Origin of the sequence: Psychrobacter nivimaris, assembly GCF_043419765.1 — a bacterium.
Lineage (GTDB): Bacteria > Pseudomonadota > Gammaproteobacteria > Pseudomonadales > Moraxellaceae > Psychrobacter.
In genome coordinates, this window is sequence record NZ_JBHOFX010000003.1 from 256,341 (window position 1) to 272,007 (window position 15,667).

Annotated in this window: 18 protein-coding genes; 10 read left to right on the forward strand and 8 right to left on the reverse strand. The window is 43.4% G+C overall.

The annotated features are described in order from the left end of the window. Positions 1-86: 86 nt before the first annotated feature. The 3 genes from ACHEVO_RS07805 (at position 87) to ACHEVO_RS07815 (ending at position 2,158) form a co-directional block, all read left to right on the forward strand. Positions 87-977, forward strand: coding sequence for a LysR family transcriptional regulator (locus ACHEVO_RS07805; protein ID WP_191114621.1), 891 nt, complete (start codon positions 87-89; stop codon positions 975-977). 253 nt (positions 978-1,230) lie between these two features. After that, positions 1,231-1,623 (forward strand): CDI toxin immunity protein, encoded by a 393-nt coding sequence (locus ACHEVO_RS07810; RefSeq protein WP_394124529.1) that lies wholly within the window; start codon positions 1,231-1,233, stop codon positions 1,621-1,623. Between the two features lie 91 nt (positions 1,624-1,714). Next, entirely contained in the window at positions 1,715-2,158 is a 444-nt protein-coding gene (locus tag ACHEVO_RS07815) for a hypothetical protein (protein WP_191114619.1), read from the forward strand. 120 nt (positions 2,159-2,278) lie between these two features. Here the strand turns inward: ACHEVO_RS07815 and crcB are convergent, their stop codons facing one another. The 4 genes from crcB to ACHEVO_RS07835 form a co-directional block, all read right to left on the reverse strand. After that, the gene (gene crcB / locus ACHEVO_RS07820) at positions 2,279-2,650 is read right to left on the reverse strand and encodes a fluoride efflux transporter CrcB (RefSeq protein WP_102078044.1); all 372 of its coding nucleotides are present in this window, start codon (positions 2,648-2,650) and stop codon (positions 2,279-2,281) included. Between the two features lie 44 nt (positions 2,651-2,694). Continuing rightward, positions 2,695-3,753, reverse strand: a complete 1,059-nt coding sequence (gene tsaD, locus ACHEVO_RS07825; protein ID WP_191114618.1) for a tRNA (adenosine(37)-N6)-threonylcarbamoyltransferase complex transferase subunit TsaD — start codon at positions 3,751-3,753, stop codon at positions 2,695-2,697. A gap of 342 nt (positions 3,754-4,095) precedes the next feature. Beyond that, entirely contained in the window at positions 4,096-4,620 is a 525-nt protein-coding gene (locus ACHEVO_RS07830; protein WP_394124530.1) for a c-type cytochrome, read from the reverse strand. A 125-nt stretch (positions 4,621-4,745) separates the two neighbouring features. Next, positions 4,746-5,117, reverse strand: a complete 372-nt coding sequence (locus ACHEVO_RS07835; protein ID WP_394124531.1) for a hypothetical protein — start codon at positions 5,115-5,117, stop codon at positions 4,746-4,748. A gap of 371 nt (positions 5,118-5,488) precedes the next feature. On the opposite strand from ACHEVO_RS07835, the gene rpsU reads away from it, so the two are divergent. Continuing rightward, on the forward strand, positions 5,489-5,704 hold the full coding sequence (gene rpsU, locus ACHEVO_RS07840) for a 30S ribosomal protein S21 (RefSeq protein WP_010195908.1): 216 nt from the start codon (positions 5,489-5,491) through the stop codon (positions 5,702-5,704). Positions 5,705-5,907: 203 nt separating this feature from the next. Next, a complete protein-coding gene (locus tag ACHEVO_RS07845) occupies positions 5,908-6,357 on the forward strand; it encodes a GatB/YqeY domain-containing protein (RefSeq protein ID WP_102094673.1) in 450 nt (149 codons plus the stop codon). Between the two features lie 42 nt (positions 6,358-6,399). Here the strand turns inward: ACHEVO_RS07845 and ACHEVO_RS07850 are convergent, their stop codons facing one another. Then, positions 6,400-7,971: a M48 family metalloprotease gene (locus tag ACHEVO_RS07850; RefSeq protein WP_394124532.1), complete on the reverse strand. Its 1,572-nt coding sequence runs from the start codon at positions 7,969-7,971 to the stop codon at positions 6,400-6,402. A gap of 538 nt (positions 7,972-8,509) precedes the next feature. Here ACHEVO_RS07850 and ACHEVO_RS07855 point away from each other — a divergent pair. The 4 genes from ACHEVO_RS07855 to thiS all read left to right on the forward strand — a co-directional run bounded on the left by ACHEVO_RS07855 (position 8,510) and on the right by thiS (position 10,796). Further along, positions 8,510-8,965, forward strand: coding sequence for a sulfurtransferase TusA family protein (locus tag ACHEVO_RS07855; RefSeq protein WP_394124533.1), 456 nt, complete (start codon positions 8,510-8,512; stop codon positions 8,963-8,965). Positions 8,966-9,205: 240 nt separating this feature from the next. Continuing rightward, positions 9,206-10,069, forward strand: a complete 864-nt coding sequence (rpoH, locus tag ACHEVO_RS07860) for an RNA polymerase sigma factor RpoH (protein WP_394124732.1) — start codon at positions 9,206-9,208, stop codon at positions 10,067-10,069. Between the two features lie 24 nt (positions 10,070-10,093). Next, the gene (locus ACHEVO_RS07865) at positions 10,094-10,468 is read left to right on the forward strand and encodes a DUF423 domain-containing protein (RefSeq protein ID WP_394124534.1); all 375 of its coding nucleotides are present in this window, start codon (positions 10,094-10,096) and stop codon (positions 10,466-10,468) included. A 127-nt stretch (positions 10,469-10,595) separates the two neighbouring features. Then, positions 10,596-10,796, forward strand: coding sequence for a sulfur carrier protein ThiS (gene thiS, locus ACHEVO_RS07870; RefSeq protein ID WP_057758131.1), 201 nt, complete (start codon positions 10,596-10,598; stop codon positions 10,794-10,796). Positions 10,797-11,004: 208 nt separating this feature from the next. Here the strand turns inward: thiS and hpf are convergent, their stop codons facing one another. Next, positions 11,005-11,385, reverse strand: a complete 381-nt coding sequence (gene hpf, locus ACHEVO_RS07875; RefSeq protein ID WP_057758130.1) for a ribosome hibernation-promoting factor, HPF/YfiA family — start codon at positions 11,383-11,385, stop codon at positions 11,005-11,007. A gap of 376 nt (positions 11,386-11,761) precedes the next feature. Further along, complete coding sequence (gene rpoN / locus ACHEVO_RS07880; protein ID WP_394124535.1) at positions 11,762-13,420, reverse strand: RNA polymerase factor sigma-54; 1,659 nt, start codon at positions 13,418-13,420, stop codon at positions 11,762-11,764. Between the two features lie 287 nt (positions 13,421-13,707). Between rpoN and ACHEVO_RS07885 the strand changes: the two genes are divergently transcribed. After that, positions 13,708-14,577: a nitrilase-related carbon-nitrogen hydrolase gene (locus tag ACHEVO_RS07885; protein WP_394124536.1), complete on the forward strand. Its 870-nt coding sequence runs from the start codon at positions 13,708-13,710 to the stop codon at positions 14,575-14,577. Positions 14,578-14,610: 33 nt separating this feature from the next. Here the strand turns inward: ACHEVO_RS07885 and ACHEVO_RS07890 are convergent, their stop codons facing one another. Continuing rightward, positions 14,611-15,633 carry a tyrosine recombinase XerC gene (locus ACHEVO_RS07890; protein WP_394124537.1) on the reverse strand — a complete coding sequence of 341 codons (1,023 nt, stop codon included), beginning with the start codon at positions 15,631-15,633 and terminating at the stop codon, positions 14,611-14,613. Between the last annotated feature and the right edge of the window lie 34 nt (positions 15,634-15,667).

Here is a 15,667-nt window from a genome sequence, read left to right on the forward strand (position 1 = left end):
ACATGCTTTAATCATACGCTATGAATGAAAATCAGCAACATATGTACTATAATGAATTTTTCTCACCTTAGCGGTTAGGTTATATTATGCTTGAGCTTCGTCATCTTAATACATTAACCGCGCTACGGGCGCATGGTTCACTTGCAGCAGCGGCGGATGAGCTACACGTTACTGCCTCGGCCGTTTCGCATCAATTAAAAGAGCTTGAGAACTATTACGACATCAGTTTAGTCAATCGTCGGACGCGACCGCTTAGTTTTACGCCCGCAGGTAAAGCAGTACTGGCATTGGCAGACAATATCCTACCGCAAGTTACTCGCACCAAATCTAACCTTAAACGCTTAGCGCACGGTCAAGCAGGTAGATTACGCCTAGCATCAGAGTGCCACAGCTGCTTTGATTGGCTCATGCCGATACTGAACCACTATCGCCGTGAATGGTCGGATGTAGAGCTAGACTTTGCCACAGGGTTTGAGCCTGAGCCGCATCATCTACTCATGGAAGGTGATATTGATCTGCTTATCACTACCAGTGATTTACCGCTCGATGGTATCAGCTATCAGCCATTGTTTGAATATGAGAGTCGTTTGGTACTTTCACCAACACATGATTTAGCTACTCAAAAATTTATTGACCCCAATGATTTGATTAATGAGACATTGATTGCCTATCCCGTAGAAGCCAAACGCCTCGATATCATTGCTAATTTTATGACGCCAGCACAAGTAAGCTTTGAGAGTGTTCGTACGACAGAGCTGACCGCGATGCTGATTCAGTTGGTCGCTAGTGAACGCGGTGTCGCAGCATTGCCTGATTGGGTGGTTGCTGAATACGAGAAAAAAGGGTGGGTCGTCTCGCGGCCACTAGGAGAAGGTGTGCATTGTCAGCTGTACGCCGCAACGCGTACCTCAAGTAAAGATACGGCGTATATGCAGGGATTTGCGAGCTTATTGGAAGGGATAGTGAAGCCGTTGTAGTTTCATTACTAATCACTTTTTTATAGTGATGAAATATTATTCACCTTTTCATATCGTAATGAATATTATGGTAAACATAAACCCAATAATGGTTCCCTAGTGAGGACTTGAATGTTTGGCTGTAGGCTAATGGTATTAGTATCTTGAGCTATTTAGGTAGTCACGATGTACTTGGTAATGTACACAAAGTGAGTTTTTCAAGATTCAATCGAATTGTTCTTAATTATCTTAAACAATTTAACAGGCCATTTGTATGAACGTTTTATTCGATGAAGCTTCAGCTGCTCTTAAAGAAGTTAGAGTGTTAGCAGATGAAGAGTCTAGGAAAGTAATGAGTCAGTTTGTTAGCTCATTTCCGATACGAACTAGTGGTAACGGAGGAATTGACTGGAACAAGGTTGATAAAAAAGTGCTACTAAACTGTATAGAAGAAATTAAAAATCAAATAAATCTCACACTAGCAGATAACTGTTTTATTATCTGGAATGATGCAGCACACCCGATTCTAGAGACTACTGTTGAAAGGATAGTAAATGCTTTTGACGACGTTACAGCTGTAAGTTTTGATACATGGATATTCATCCCAAAAAACAATAATGTAATTGAAAGTACTCCCTCCGGCTTAAGAATGAGTACGTTTTTTTAGGGTTTATCTGCGTATTCTATACGTGATCGGTGCGCTATACAGGCATCGAACTGCTTACCGTATAACCAAAGATGAATGGATAAAAAAACTAATGTCTACTATAGAAAAAAAGCTGAACCAAGCAGAAATTTTTTACCAAAACTATGAACCAGAGCTAGCTCTTGATATCTTAAATGAAGTAATTTCTGATAGTAATTCAACAGATAGTGAAATAGCGGAGGCTTTAAACCTAAAAGGAATAACTGTAGATCTTGCTCCATATCTTTCGGAAGATAAAGAAAACTACTCTGGACTGATTTTTTTCCAAAAAGCTTTGGAATACGCCCCTTGTAATACTAGTATTCTATTCAACGTACTCAATTCATTTTCTTGTATAGACATGATGCAAGACTATACTCAAAAAAACAAAAGTGCTTTTATATGCGCTTATGATGTCTTGAATAATGACCTGTATGATTCTTTAAACGAAGAGTCCAAAAGTAATTTGCATAAATTGTCTTCTAAATATCATGAATTTCAAGAGGAACGCTTTTAGGGTATACCCTAACGAAACCAGCTAACTCACTCGACAAACCTATTAATAGACCACTCAAAACAGACTGCTATCATGGAACCACTTATAACAGACTTTTAAACGATTAATATCTATCAACGCCTACAAAACTAGCTTAAAGAAATAAAAGCCCAGCGCGGTTGCCAGTAACGTTAGCCCAACATGCAAACCGATGAGCGCTAAACCTGCTAGCAACCGCCCGTCATGAATAAAGCCAAATACCTCTGCACTAAACGTACTAAAGGTAGTTAACCCGCCCAAAAAGCCAGTAATCACAAACACGCGTACATGATCAGATAAGTTGCTTCCCATGCGCTCAAACCATACTAGCGCAAGCCCTATCAATAGCCCACCTAGAATATTGGCGCTCAGGGTACCGAGTGGCACCCAACCGTGCAAGGCATTGAAACGCGATAACCAAGCTCGCAGACAAGCACCGAATGCTGCGCCCAAACCGATAGCAAGCCACTGCATAGACTGTCCTTAATTCATATAGACGTGTTGGACCAAATGCTCATTTATACGGCTGGCAATTCTGTCATCGGCCAACGCGGAATACAGCTAACAGCCAAATCATCAGATTGTCCTGCTTGCAAGCGCTCAAAACCTGCGTAAGCAATCATCGCACCATTGTCCGTACATAGCGCAGGCGGTGCATAATGAACCGTCGCATTGATCTTAGCCAGTTCCGCTTCTAACGTCTCGCGCAGATGAGTATTGGCACTGACCCCGCCTGCAATTACTAAGCGGCTCATATCTGCTTGCTTAAGTGCTTTGACACATTTTTTCACTAGCGTGTCGACCACTGCATGCTGAAAACTCGCGGCAATATCAGCACGAATCTGTGGATCACTATCAGCGCCATTACCCGACCCTCCTGAATGTGGCGTATCTTTAATCAGATTATGTACGGCTGTTTTCATACCACTAAACGAAAAGTCTAGACCGCGATGTAGCATTGGTCTTGGTAGTGCATAAGCATCAGGATTACCAGTTTCTGCCAGTTTGGCAATATTAGGGCCGCCAGGATAAGGTAAACCTAGCATCTTAGCCGCTTTATCAAAGCACTCACCCGCCGCATCATCTATCGACTCACCCAATATCTCATACTGCCCTACGCCGTGAGCAGCAATTAGTAACGTATGCCCACCAGATACTAGTAGCGAGACAAAAGGAAATGCCGGAGGGTTCGCGCCCATAAGCGGCGCCAAAAGATGCCCCTCCATATGATGAATACCAATCGCTGGAATATCCAAACCATATGCCAAGCTACGACCAAACAGTGCGCCTGTCATCAATGCACCAATAAGACCAGGTCCTTTAGTATAGGCAATCGCATCGATGTCGCTTTTTTTCATATCACATTGCTCTAGCAGCTCATTCAATAACGGCACGAGCTTACGAATATGATCGCGGCTAGCAAGCTCAGGCACAACGCCACCATAAAGTGCGTGCAGCTCAATTTGTGAGTACAGTACTTGCCCGACCAAACCTTGGTTGTCGCTATTTATTTGCTCACTATCAAAAATCGCCAGCCCCGTCTCATCACAAGAGGTCTCTAAGCCCAATACTTTCATACTTTTGCCTTTATACTTTCGTTTTCGTGCTATTTTTGTCGCACTTTTATCTTACATCATTTTGAAAAATTGGATAACTATAGTCAAAGAACTCTAAAATGAGTACAAGGCAGCCGACTGCAGATTGTACAAGTAGTACATCTAAGGAGGGTAACGCCGTAGCGGTTTAGAGTTCACCGACTATAATACAATCAGCCACACACTATCTTAAACTCGCTTAATACAGCTGTATATTCTCAGACTGGCATGACAAAAAATGTGCATAAAAAAACCGTCATTGTCAGTCACAATGACGGCCAGTTTAGCAAATTTCAATAGCTGACATACTCTATATATACCGTATCAGCTTACCGACGCTAGCATATAATCAACAGCCGCTTTAACTTGTGCTTCGGTCACACCATTTACCGCTTGCGCTGGCATTTTATTAAAGCCTTTAGCCGAGTGCATATACAGCGTTTCTTTGTCTTTAGTTAGACGAGCTGTCCAAGCCGCTGTATCACCATACTTTGGCGCATCGAGTAAACCTGCAGCATGACAAACCTGACAGTTTGATTCATACAGTTTAGCACCTGCATCTGCGGCCAACACTTCAGAATCAGTTTCAGGTGTTGCTACTGCGTCATCTACTATGTCGGCAGACTCTGTTGCTGCTTCTGATTCTGATTCTGGATCAACCACAGACTCAGGCGTCGTGCCTTCGGTTTCTGCTACAGCTGTCTCTTCTATAGCGGTAACAGGCTCATTGGCTGCTGTAGACTCTTCAGTGGCTGTGTTATCACCGCTACAAGCACTCACAGTAAATACCACGCTCATGCCGATCACAGACAACTTCAGCTTGTTCATATACAGTTGTATATCAATCATGGTTTTACCCTTACTTAGTCAGTCTGCAATCAATTAGTGATGCGTTATATCAGCTTAAAGTACTTACGTATACGACCAACGACTGTTTAATAGTCAATTGAGCTAATGGTCAATTCAGCACTAAATTACTCAGCAGTGGCTGCAGCTGTATCGTCAGTAGCCGCCATATCAGCGCTGTCAGTAGGAGCAGCGGCTGTATCCGTACTATCGGTAGCTGCTGCTTCTGTAGTATCAGCGTCAGCCGTTCCTGCTTCAGCAGTAGCTGTACCGTCAGCTTCTGTACCCGCTGCATCAGCTGCTGGCATTGGTGCTGTCTCTGGGAATTCCATTTCTTCAGCTGGTGGCGCATTTTTGATGGCAAGTTCAGCAGCTTCATCAACGCGATCGATTGCCATTACTTCTTCATGCTCTTCGCCGCCACTACAAGCGCTCACGCTCACACCTAAAGCTACGATAAGTGCGGTGCTTAATGCCGTGTTAAATACTGTTTTTTTCATTCCAACATCCTCAATAAAATACACACAAAACGGTTTATAGGCTTACTATAATATGGGAATTATCATAGCATAAACTCCAATCAAACCGTTATAGACGGTAGGGGTTTTTTATTGATAAAGCGTTGTATATATGTCGAACTCATAGCTTGAGAGCCAAATTCAAATAGCTATCTAATTGAATAACCTATCGGCAATAAATGCTTAAAATCATTGACTTTGTTGGTATTTTTTATTAAAATACCTGCCCTTACGCTAACGCGTGAGAATTGTCCTAGTTTGAGCTGATGCCTGTAATCTTGAGATATTACGGCTAAATACTAATACACAGCCAAACTAATGCCCTTATATCTCATCCTAATCGAGGAGTCTTCATGCCTGCAGTTAAGGTTAAAGAAAACGAACCAGTTGATATCGCTATCCGTCGTTTCAAACGTGCTTGTGAAAAAGCTGGTGTATTATCAGACGTACGTAAGCGTGAGTTTTATGAAAAACCAACGCAAGTACGTAAGCGTAAAAAAGCTGCTGCCGTAAAGCGTTATAAGAAGAAGTTACAACGCGAAACTATTCGTACCACTCGTATGTACTAATCAGTAATCTGATTAGCTAAGTACAAGCGCTACACTAACGCCACTGTTATCAATCGATATCAGTGGCGTTTTTTATGCTACAATTTTTGTTATTGCTGCTGACATAATTTTTTATTAAAACCACTATCAGCAGGTTTGGTTCTAAAAATTTAACAAACGACATCTAACGAATAGCATTTAACAGATCGATAAGGATAATAGCAGTGAGCCAACTTAAACAGACGTTATCAGACAATATCAAAGTTTCAATGAAAGCTCGTGAGCTTGAGCGCGTCAAAGTACTGCGCAATGTACAGTCAGTAGTGAAACAAATCGAGATTGATCGTCAAACAGAACTTGATGATGCGCAAGTATTAGAAGTTTTGCAAAAGCAGCTAAAGCAGCGTCAAGAATCATTAACTATCTTTACAGAAAATGGCCGTGATGACTTGGCCACCAAAGAGCAGTTTGAGATTGACATCATCAACGAGTTTATGCCACAGCAAATGAATCAAGACGAGATCATGGCATTGGTAAATGCTGAAATCGCTGAGCAAGGTGCTACGTCTATGCGTGATATGGGTAGCGTCATGGGTGTTTTAAAGAATAAAACAGCTGGCCGTGCTGATCCTGCTTTGATTTCTAAAATGGTCAAAGAAGCGCTACAAGGCTAGCACTTGCTATTGATTGGCAGGCTAATCTGTACAAATAACCGTCTAAGGCTTAAAGTCTTGGGCGGTTTTTATTGCTTTGAGTTCTGCATTAATATTGGCCAATAACGGACGCGCACTAGTAGCCTGATCTGTGGTTTGCAGATTTTTCGTCAATTGTTTGGCTTGTGTCAAAGAGGTCAGCGCACTCTCATAACGCCCATTCCACAGCTGATCATAACTGCGATAGCGCAATGCATTAATCGTCGCAATATTGGCTAACTGTGGTGAGGTGGTGGTCTTAGCAAGTTTTTCATTGGCGAGTTGCAAGCTTTGCCATGCATAACGATCGCTTGGCTGCTGTTCTGTTAGTGGTTTCAACAGCGCTTGGGCTTTTATCGGCTGACTACTATTAGTCAGCGCTTCGGCTAGATAAAGGCGTAAATCACGGCGCTCCGGATATATACGCTGCTGGCTCTCTAAGACATCTACGGTTTGTTGCCATTTACCTTGTTCACTTAATAGCTGACTGTGGGTAATCGACAATAGAGGCTCTAAATTCTGACGCTGCGTGCTTGATAACGCATTTATCTCAGCCAATACCTTATTAGCATCTGTAAAGCGTTGCTGCTCTCCATACCAATGCATTAGCGCAAGTTTGGCCCCGAGACTGTTTTTAGCGGCCGTTGTCAGTGTGACTTCGGATGCATGTTTACCAGTCACTTGCACACGCCAATACAACAAATCAAACAATGCTTGATGGCGCTGCTGCTGGCTCAATGAGAGCGCTGGATACTGCTGAGCGCGACTTTGTGACTCGCTCAACCGCTCATTACTCAGAGGATGTGAGCGTACAAAGCTCGGTAAAAATTGATTCTCAACTTGATTTAACTGACTCTGTTGATTCATCGTGGCAAAAAACCGTGGCATCGCCCGAGGATCATAACCCGCTTGGGTCATAATCTGCATCCCTACTCGGTCAGCCTCACGCTCGTTACTACGGCTAAAGGCCATACTGCTATTCATAGAGGCTGTCTGACTGCCCATCATCACAGCCGCAGCGGCATCACCATCGACAGCTGAGGCAGCAATCGCAGCTAGCATACCACCTAGCTGCATCAGCAAGGCTTTTTTACGTTCGTCAGCGCCGCTTTCGTAGTGCCGTTGACTGATATGCGCAACTTCATGCGCGACGACGCTTGCCAGCTCATCCATGCTACTAGCTGACAGTATCGTTCCAGTGTTGATACCGATTACGCCGCCAGGCGCTGCAAAGGCATTGATACTGGGGTTATCAATGATAACAACACCAAGTGGTGCTTGCTGACGGGCTTGGGCATTGAGACGCCACGTCATGTCTTTTATCGTTTCTTGTACCCAAGGATCATGTTCCATTCTGACGCGGCCATTGATATTCTGTAATGACCACTCGCCAAGCATTTTATTCTGATATTGCTCAGCAAAGCTTAAGCCTTGCCCGCGCAGATTTGGTAGATCTAGCGTTTGCGAATCTGTGTCTTGCCACGAGCTATCAGCAAATGGCAGCGTTTGACTCTCACGACTATGCGCACCGCTAGCCATGACTAGTAGCATCATTGACAGCCCTACCTTGATACTATTTGGCAAAGTTAAACTCATAAAATGACGTCTACCTTTTTGCTTAGAGAATATAATTGGTAAGCCTACGGAGCTTTTGGCTACTAAAGAGTTGTTGCTGTCAGGTCGCTTCGTTCTATTAGCCTGGTACAAGTGCATATCCTATAAGATAATTGACGACGTCTTTTCGACTATACGAGCTTGTTTATCCAAGGTCAATTCTACAATGAACTTAACTACCAATAACTTAGCCACCCGTCACGATTGCGCAACATAGCTGTGTAATTATTCATTGGGTCATTATTTATGCAGTAAGTCTCAATCGTATGACTCTTAATCGGGTAATTGCTAATCGTGCAACTCTTGCTTATATGGTTCTAGTGAACCGAACACAGCGTTGATTATATTCAACTGCAACTATACATTGTCTATTTGGTATAATAAGCAACAATGATAGTAAGTTTAGATGACTGTGATGGCGACCTCATAATTTATGATTGCTGGATTATGTTCGTACTCGATATCAAAGCCTATTGCTAATAAAACAAATTAAAATATAGATATCTACAAGGTTTAAGTTATGCCCGCTGCTAGTGAATTAGTTATCGAACGTGTATCGCATTCTATACAGTTATCAGCGAATTTGACTGATGCACAGCAGAACGATATTGCGAGTTTACTAGAGCTGCTACCGATTGAAAGTCATAACTCAGATAATGTAGCTACAGCGCAATCTGAACTAAATATAAAAGGTTTTGTTGATGGACGCGGTCTTGCATGCCCGATGCCATTGTTAAAAACTAAGGTCGCATTACGTGACGTAACAGTTGGCGAATCACTGTATGTGGTTGCAACCGACCCTAACTCGCAAGCTGATATCACAGCGTTTTGTCGACAAAGTCAGCAATCACAGACGGCGGATTATTTGAAGCTAGTGGTCAATGAAGTTACTGACCATTCGTCAGTTGATGGCACATCATTACAGCGTTTCGCTACAATATATCACTTCATCATTACCAAAACTGATAGCAACTAAGCGCTGCTATCCTTTACAATTAAATCATAAAGATTTTTATCTGACTATTTGCTTAACTATTTAACCAAGGTCAAGAATATGGCTAATACTTCTACTGATGCTGTAAATACAAATAAAAAAGATGGCTCAGCTCCTATAAAAAATGATGCACGCGATGCTGCATTAAAGGCCGCGGCTCAGCGACCACCTTATGACGCGAGTACATTGGGCAATACCAGTACGCGCGACTTGGTACCAGCTATGCCAACTCACTTGTCAGCGCCAGGGGTCAACTTGGGTGCGTATATCAATACTGTCCATCAAATTCCTATTTTGACGCCAGTGCAAGAGCAAGAGCTGGCACATCGCTATTATGATGAAGGTGATGTTGAAGCTGCTCGTCTGCTGGTAATGTCGCATTTACGTTTTGTGATTCATATCGCACGTAGCTACTCGGGCTATGGATTGCCGCAAGCAGATTTAATCCAAGAAGGTAACTTAGGATTGATGAAAGCAGTCAAACGTTTTGACCCGAATAAAGGCGTACGTCTGGTGTCGTTTGCCGTACATTGGATTAAAGCTGAAATTCATGAGTTCGTGATTCGCAACTGGCGTATCGTCAAAGTTGCGACCACCAAGGCTCATCGTAAATTATTCTTTAACTTGCGCAGCCTTAAGAAAACCAACAATCAGCTGACACTAGAAGAAGCGGATGCTATCGCTAATGACTTGAATGTCACGCGCAAGCAAGTGTTAGAGATGGAATCACGTCTAACCTCTTATGATGCTTCGTTTGAGGCGCAGTCAGGCGACGATGATGATGGTCGCTACGCACCTCAGCTATTTTTGGAAGATGGTATCGATCCAGCTGAGCAGTTAGAAGAGGCGGATTGGGAAGAGAATAATTCATCAGCACTCATCGCTGCTATGGGCACTTTAGATGATCGTTCGCGTGATATCGTCGAGCAGCGTTGGTTATCTGAGCAAAAATCTACTTTGCATGAGTTAGCTGCGGTTTACTCTATCTCAGCTGAGCGAGTCCGTCAGATTGAGAAAAATGCCATGGACAAGATTCGTGATGCGATGACCATTGATAGTGTGATTTTGCCAGATGATATTCAGTAGCCTTAAGATGATACGAGTTGTTCAATGTTAAATTGGATCGGTATTGCCGCAATTAATATGGCTATCGCCGTGGCCTTAGGTGCATTTGGTGCGCATGGCCTAGAAGGTCGTGTCAGCATTCAACAGCTTGAATGGTGGCATACGGCAACGCTGTATTTGTTCGTACATGCGCTTGGACTACTGCTTGTTGGCTTACTGATTCGTTTGAAATATATTACTCAGACAACCGCTTGGTTACTACAAATTGGCATTATAATCTTTGCTGGTAGCTTATATGCAATGACGCTTGGTGCACCGCGCTGGTTCGGTGCGATTACGCCTATTGGCGGCGTTCTTATGATTGCAGGTTGGCTATGGTTGGTCGTTTCCGCCTTTCGACTAAAAGACTCAGTTAGCTGAGCTATTTAATATTTATTGTAATTTTTAGCTCTTTGCATTAGCTGCGACAAACTATCAGTAACAAAACAAAAGATACGTAGTGAATAGCGGATAAACAGGAATTTTAAAATATTAGGGAGTATTTAATATGAGCACCATTAGTGTCAATGGTAAAAGCTTGCAAACCACTCATCAGACTGTGCAACTGGTTATCAATGAGCTTGGTCTTAGCCAAGGTCGTTACGCTGTAGAAGTCGACGGCGAGTTGATGCCAAAGAGCGAGCTTGCTCAACTGCGTATCGTAGAAGGTATGAATATAGAAGTAGTACAGGCCGTCGGTGGTGGTTAATAATGTTTAGATAGATAAGCTTGAGCTGACAGCTAGTTCATTTTCGTTCTAAATTTACGAGTACTAAAAAAGACCTCAACGTATTACATGTTAGAGGTCTTTTTTTATGTCAATTACAAAATAATGCAGCAGCTACTTATAAATTTTTTATTCTCTTAGTCTGCTTTCACTAGCTTGTAACGATAATGTTCAAGTTTTTAGACTCGAACTATGCTGCTGGTACTGCTTCTGCAGGGGTTAGATCCTGATAGCGACTATCGCGTCCTGCACCCTGAGTCTTTTTGCGCTCTTGACGGGTTTTATACTTACGTACTTGTCTATCTAGCTTGTCTGCCATCTCGTTAATGGCTTTATACATATCATCTTCATACGCTTGGACAAACATTTCTTGACCCGAGACACGCATAATTGCTTCAGCTTTATGGCTCTTTTTACCGCCGTCGCTAGCACCGCTATTGTCTAAAGATAAAATCACTTGAATACTTTGTATCTGATCGAAGTGACGCTCTACTTTTTCAAGCTTCTCGCGTACTGCTGTGTCCATAGCTTCTGTAACGCTGATATGATGACCACTGATAGAAACATTCATATTGTTGTCCTTTTATTTGTAACTTACAATCAACAGATGAGGTAGCATTCTTGCTCTTATCATCCTGCCTTACCACTAACTACACCAATGCCTCTAGTAATGTGTCGACGTATCCTTTTATCGTCTCCTTTATTAGTTGTAAATAAATACTATAAATCGGCACTTGGTTTTCGTTGTTGGTATGACTCTAATTTGTCATGAAAATCGTCCAGTAGCAAGCCGTTAAATTGTAATTAAGTGTAACAATACCTATTATTTCTACTTGGTTTCTATATAATCAAAAAATTTTATTTTTTATATCTGTATTACACTATGCAGACAGGTAGCCATTGACCTTATGGAAAGCTGAGCTTAATAGAAAGATGAACTTAGACAATTAGTATTTCTGTTTGCGCTGAGTAGACGAGCCAATATTCATTGCTTCACGATATTTGGCGACGGTTCTTCTGGCTATATCGATACCATCTGCTAACAGCTCATCTTTGATACGACTGTCTGATAAGGGCTTTTTAGGATCTTCGTCAGCGATGAGCTTTTTAATCATGGCACTGATAGCGGTCGATGAGATATCTCCATCAGCGCTACTTACGTGAGAGGAGAAGAAGTATTTCAAAGAAAACAACCCTTGCGGCGTCAAGATGGTTTTACTGGTGGTAAGGCGTGAGACCGTAGACTCGTGCAAGTCAACTTCTTCAGCAATGGCCTTTAATATCAGAGGTTGCATGGCGGTTGCACCATGCTGCAGGAATTCTTGTTGATAGCGTACAATGCTGGTCGCTACTTTGAGTAGGTTTTGATTGCGCTCTTCGATACTACGAATAAACAATCGAGCATCAGTGAGGTTTTCGCGCAGATATTGATTGTCAGGACTGTCATCGCCACGCTTGACTAAGTTGGCATATTCTTGGTTTACGCGTAGTTTTGGTAGGGTGTCTGGATTGAGGCGTACATACCAGCCATCCTCTTCTACTTCAGAGTTACTTGTCGCCTTATTGTTTCTAACAGGTGTGACCAACACATCTGGAATATCATAGCTCTCAGGCGGCTGGGCATAGTCAGGCTGGCTAGATTGAAATAGCAGCCCTGGCGAAGCGTTTAAGGTACGTAGTAGCGTAAGCGCAGGTGTAATATATTCTGGTGCAAGCCCTGCACATTCAGTCAGTGCTTTAATATTATTGCTGACTAAATGCTCGCTCGCTGATAGTAGCGCTTGGGCTTCTTGTAGATATTCGGTGTGGGCATCTAGCTTGGATAGCTGAATCGATAAGCATTCACTTAAATGACGCGCCCCTACGCCAACGGGATCACAGGACTGGATAATACGTAATACCGTCAAGACTTCTTCTTTTTCAACGCGCTCGTCCCATTGATAGAAACTTGCCATCGTATCAAAGCTCTGCAGTAGCTCATCTATATCAATTCGAATAAAGCCCATATCATCCATGGAGTCTATTAAATATTCTGCAATCAGCGTATCGGCCTCTGATAGACGCTTAAAGTTCAGCTGCCAGCGCACATGATCTTGAATGGTAGACGATGTACCGCCTTGGTAACTATCAAAATCTTCATCACCCCTACTATTGCCAGAGCCCGCTGCGGTAGAGGCATAGTTACCAGTGTCAAAGCTACCTATATCAAAGCTATCGGCATCAGAACTGCTGTAGCTATCTACATCTATTGCACTATCATCGATATTAGGTTGTTGTAATTTGTCCAAACTATCACTGAAGCTATCGCTACTATCGCCGCCGTACTCTGTACTGGTAGTAGGTACTGAGTCAAATGAGTCACTGCTACTTTGATTCCAGCTATCAAGCGTCAACGGCTCGCTCCACTCCTCTATTTCATCGTCACCACTGTCGTATTCGTCATCGTTTTCGATACGTTCAAGTAATGGATTACTATCTAGTTTTGCCTGAACCTCTTGTGCGAGCTCAAGACTAGAGAGCTGCAGCAATTTTATGGCTTGCTGCATTTGCGGGGTTAGCTTTTGTGAGTTGCTCAGCGTGGTCGCCAATCCGAACGACATACTCATGGGCGGCTTATTGCACTCCGATCTTAGTGATATTGTGTTTATTCTGTCAGTAAAGGTAACGACATAAATCTTATCAGGACATGACGATAGCATTTTTTGCCACAATTTTGCTATGATAATTTATGTTTTGTCTGGATACGTTTGGTTTGCTATCAATAGCAGACTACCATCTTGGCAAGGATGAGCAATCCATAAATACGAGCAGTCTGCTCATTACCGCGAAAATATTATAATAAATAAATTACGGTAAATGACCAATACAGCTCACACCAAATAGGAATATTGTCATGAATTTAAGTAACCATCAACTTAACGTCGCTGCTATTCAAATGAACAGTCAGCAGAATGTTGAGGATAATCTAGCAGATATCAAAGCTGCCATCATCGATGCACAAGGCCAAGGGGCTGAGCTCGTTGTATTGCCTGAGAACTGCTGTAGTATGGGGCAGCAATCTGCTACTGCCGAGCGTTTTGATGACTTATCAGCGACGATAGCAGACTACGCCCGCACTGCTGGTATCCATGTACTAGCAGGCTCGTTACCCTGCCATTATCGTCCTAATGGCACTGTCGTTCCTGATGGTAGATTGCGCCAAGTGAGCCAGCTGTTTGCACCAGATGGCACCCGCGTCGCACGCTACGACAAGATTCACCTGTTTACCGCAACTGTGGCCGATAAGCATGGCTGCTATAACGAAGCGGCGACCTTTGAGCCAGGTACCCAGACCGTAATTGCGCCACTAGCAGTAGGCAATACAGTCTATCAACTCGGCATGATGGTATGTTTTGATTTACGCTTCCCAGCATTGGCGAAGCGTCTGCGACAAGCAGGTGCTGAACTATTGAGTGCCCCTTCTGCCTTTACGTACTTGACTGGGCAAGCACACTGGTCGCTGCTGTTACGAGCGCGTGCTCTAGATAGTCAATGTATGGTCATTGGCGCAGCGCAAGGTGGTGATCATCTCTACAAAGATGGTAGTACCCGCCAGACATGGGGACATGCAGCTATTACAGCGTTTGATAGTAGTATTATCGCAAGCTATGACGATAGCGAACTGGATAAACAATATGCCATCGTCATGGCGTCATTAGACAAGCAATCGCAAGAGCAAGGCCGCCAAAAACTACCTATCTTTGATTGCCATCGTTTGGCGTAGATGATTAATTACAGTGGATTTCGTGCCTAATTGCTAAGGCAATTCTTCATTTTGAGCATGAGTTGCTCGTGGATGCGCGCGATCATAAACCTGCGTTAATTTTGCAAAATCAACGTGAGTATAAATTTGCGTGGTGCTAATATCACTATGCCCGAGCATCTCTTGTACGGCGCGCAAGTCGCCACTGCCTGACAGCATATGTGATGCAAAACAATGACGCAGTAGATGTGGATACATATTCTGTGCGATACCTGCGCGGGTGGCAGCAACTTTTAAACGCTGCTGCACTGCCCGTGTTGATAATCTGGTACCGAGCTTTTCACTGATGAACAATGCGCTATCCATCTGCTCTACCCACAGGTTACGATGCGGCAGGTAGCGACTAATCGCTTCTGCAGCCTTTATCCCTAATGGTACTAGCCGTGTTTTATTTCCTTTACCTGTGACTCGTACCCGTAAGTCAGACAAGTCTACATCTGCCATATCGAGTGCAACCAATTCGCCAACACGCAAGCCACTACTATAGAGCAATTCAAACATAGCCTTGTCACGCAACCATAAGCGCGCTTGCTCTGGTGTATCAGGCATCTCTTGATCGAGTAGCTGAGTCAGTAAATCGACATCAGCGATAGAAGGCAGCGGTCTAGGACTACGCTTCAGCTGATAGCCAGTGGTTGGGTTGATACGTGCTAGCTCTTCTTCAATCATCCAACCATAAAAATGCCGAATCGCAGACAACTCTTGCTGAACACTGGCAAGCGCCAACTTATCTTCATCAAGACGTTGACTGATGTGCTGGGCCAGTTGCCGTTTATCACAGCGTGTCCACGTTAGACGCTTACCACGCAAAAACAACGCCAGTTGATTCAAACTAGCGAAATAAGCGGTCAGAGTATGCGGCGAATGGTTGCGCACAGACAACGTATTGAGCCAACGATGTACAGGTGTGAGTAGCTCTCGTAACGCAGCATCGGACTCTATAGTAGCGGCCAGCTCAGTAGATAGCCAAGGTGCTGAGCTCGCCGCCTGAATGTCTTTATTGGTAGACATAACCATATTAGAACCATCCTTGGTATTTATACGATTGGCC

Excerpts from the sequence above, each read along its gene's own strand:
- crcB (WP_102078044.1), bottom strand. The coding sequence starts at position 2,650 with ATGCAGTGGCTTGCTATCGGTTTGGGCGCAGCATTCGGTGCTTGTCTG.
- ACHEVO_RS07830 (WP_394124530.1), bottom strand. The coding sequence starts at position 4,620 with ATGATTGATATACAACTGTATATGAACAAGCTGAAGTTGTCTGTGATC.
- ACHEVO_RS07885 (WP_394124536.1), top strand. The coding sequence starts at position 13,708 with ATGAATTTAAGTAACCATCAACTTAACGTCGCTGCTATTCAAATGAAC.
- rpsU (WP_010195908.1), top strand. The coding sequence starts at position 5,489 with ATGCCTGCAGTTAAGGTTAAAGAAAACGAACCAGTTGATATCGCTATC.
- ACHEVO_RS07890 (WP_394124537.1), bottom strand. The coding sequence starts at position 15,633 with ATGGTTATGTCTACCAATAAAGACATTCAGGCGGCGAGCTCAGCACCT.
- ACHEVO_RS07855 (WP_394124533.1), top strand. The coding sequence starts at position 8,510 with ATGCCCGCTGCTAGTGAATTAGTTATCGAACGTGTATCGCATTCTATA.
- rpoH (WP_394124732.1), top strand. The coding sequence starts at position 9,206 with ATGCCAACTCACTTGTCAGCGCCAGGGGTCAACTTGGGTGCGTATATC.
- thiS (WP_057758131.1), top strand. The coding sequence starts at position 10,596 with ATGAGCACCATTAGTGTCAATGGTAAAAGCTTGCAAACCACTCATCAG.
- ACHEVO_RS07805 (WP_191114621.1), top strand. The coding sequence starts at position 87 with ATGCTTGAGCTTCGTCATCTTAATACATTAACCGCGCTACGGGCGCAT.
- hpf (WP_057758130.1), bottom strand. The coding sequence starts at position 11,385 with ATGAATGTTTCTATCAGTGGTCATCATATCAGCGTTACAGAAGCTATG.
- rpoN (WP_394124535.1), bottom strand. The coding sequence starts at position 13,420 with ATGAGTATGTCGTTCGGATTGGCGACCACGCTGAGCAACTCACAAAAG.
- ACHEVO_RS07835 (WP_394124531.1), bottom strand. The coding sequence starts at position 5,117 with ATGAAAAAAACAGTATTTAACACGGCATTAAGCACCGCACTTATCGTA.
- ACHEVO_RS07815 (WP_191114619.1), top strand. The coding sequence starts at position 1,715 with ATGTCTACTATAGAAAAAAAGCTGAACCAAGCAGAAATTTTTTACCAA.
- tsaD (WP_191114618.1), bottom strand. The coding sequence starts at position 3,753 with ATGAAAGTATTGGGCTTAGAGACCTCTTGTGATGAGACGGGGCTGGCG.
- ACHEVO_RS07865 (WP_394124534.1), top strand. The coding sequence starts at position 10,094 with ATGTTAAATTGGATCGGTATTGCCGCAATTAATATGGCTATCGCCGTG.
- ACHEVO_RS07810 (WP_394124529.1), top strand. The coding sequence starts at position 1,231 with ATGAACGTTTTATTCGATGAAGCTTCAGCTGCTCTTAAAGAAGTTAGA.
- ACHEVO_RS07850 (WP_394124532.1), bottom strand. The coding sequence starts at position 7,971 with ATGAGTTTAACTTTGCCAAATAGTATCAAGGTAGGGCTGTCAATGATG.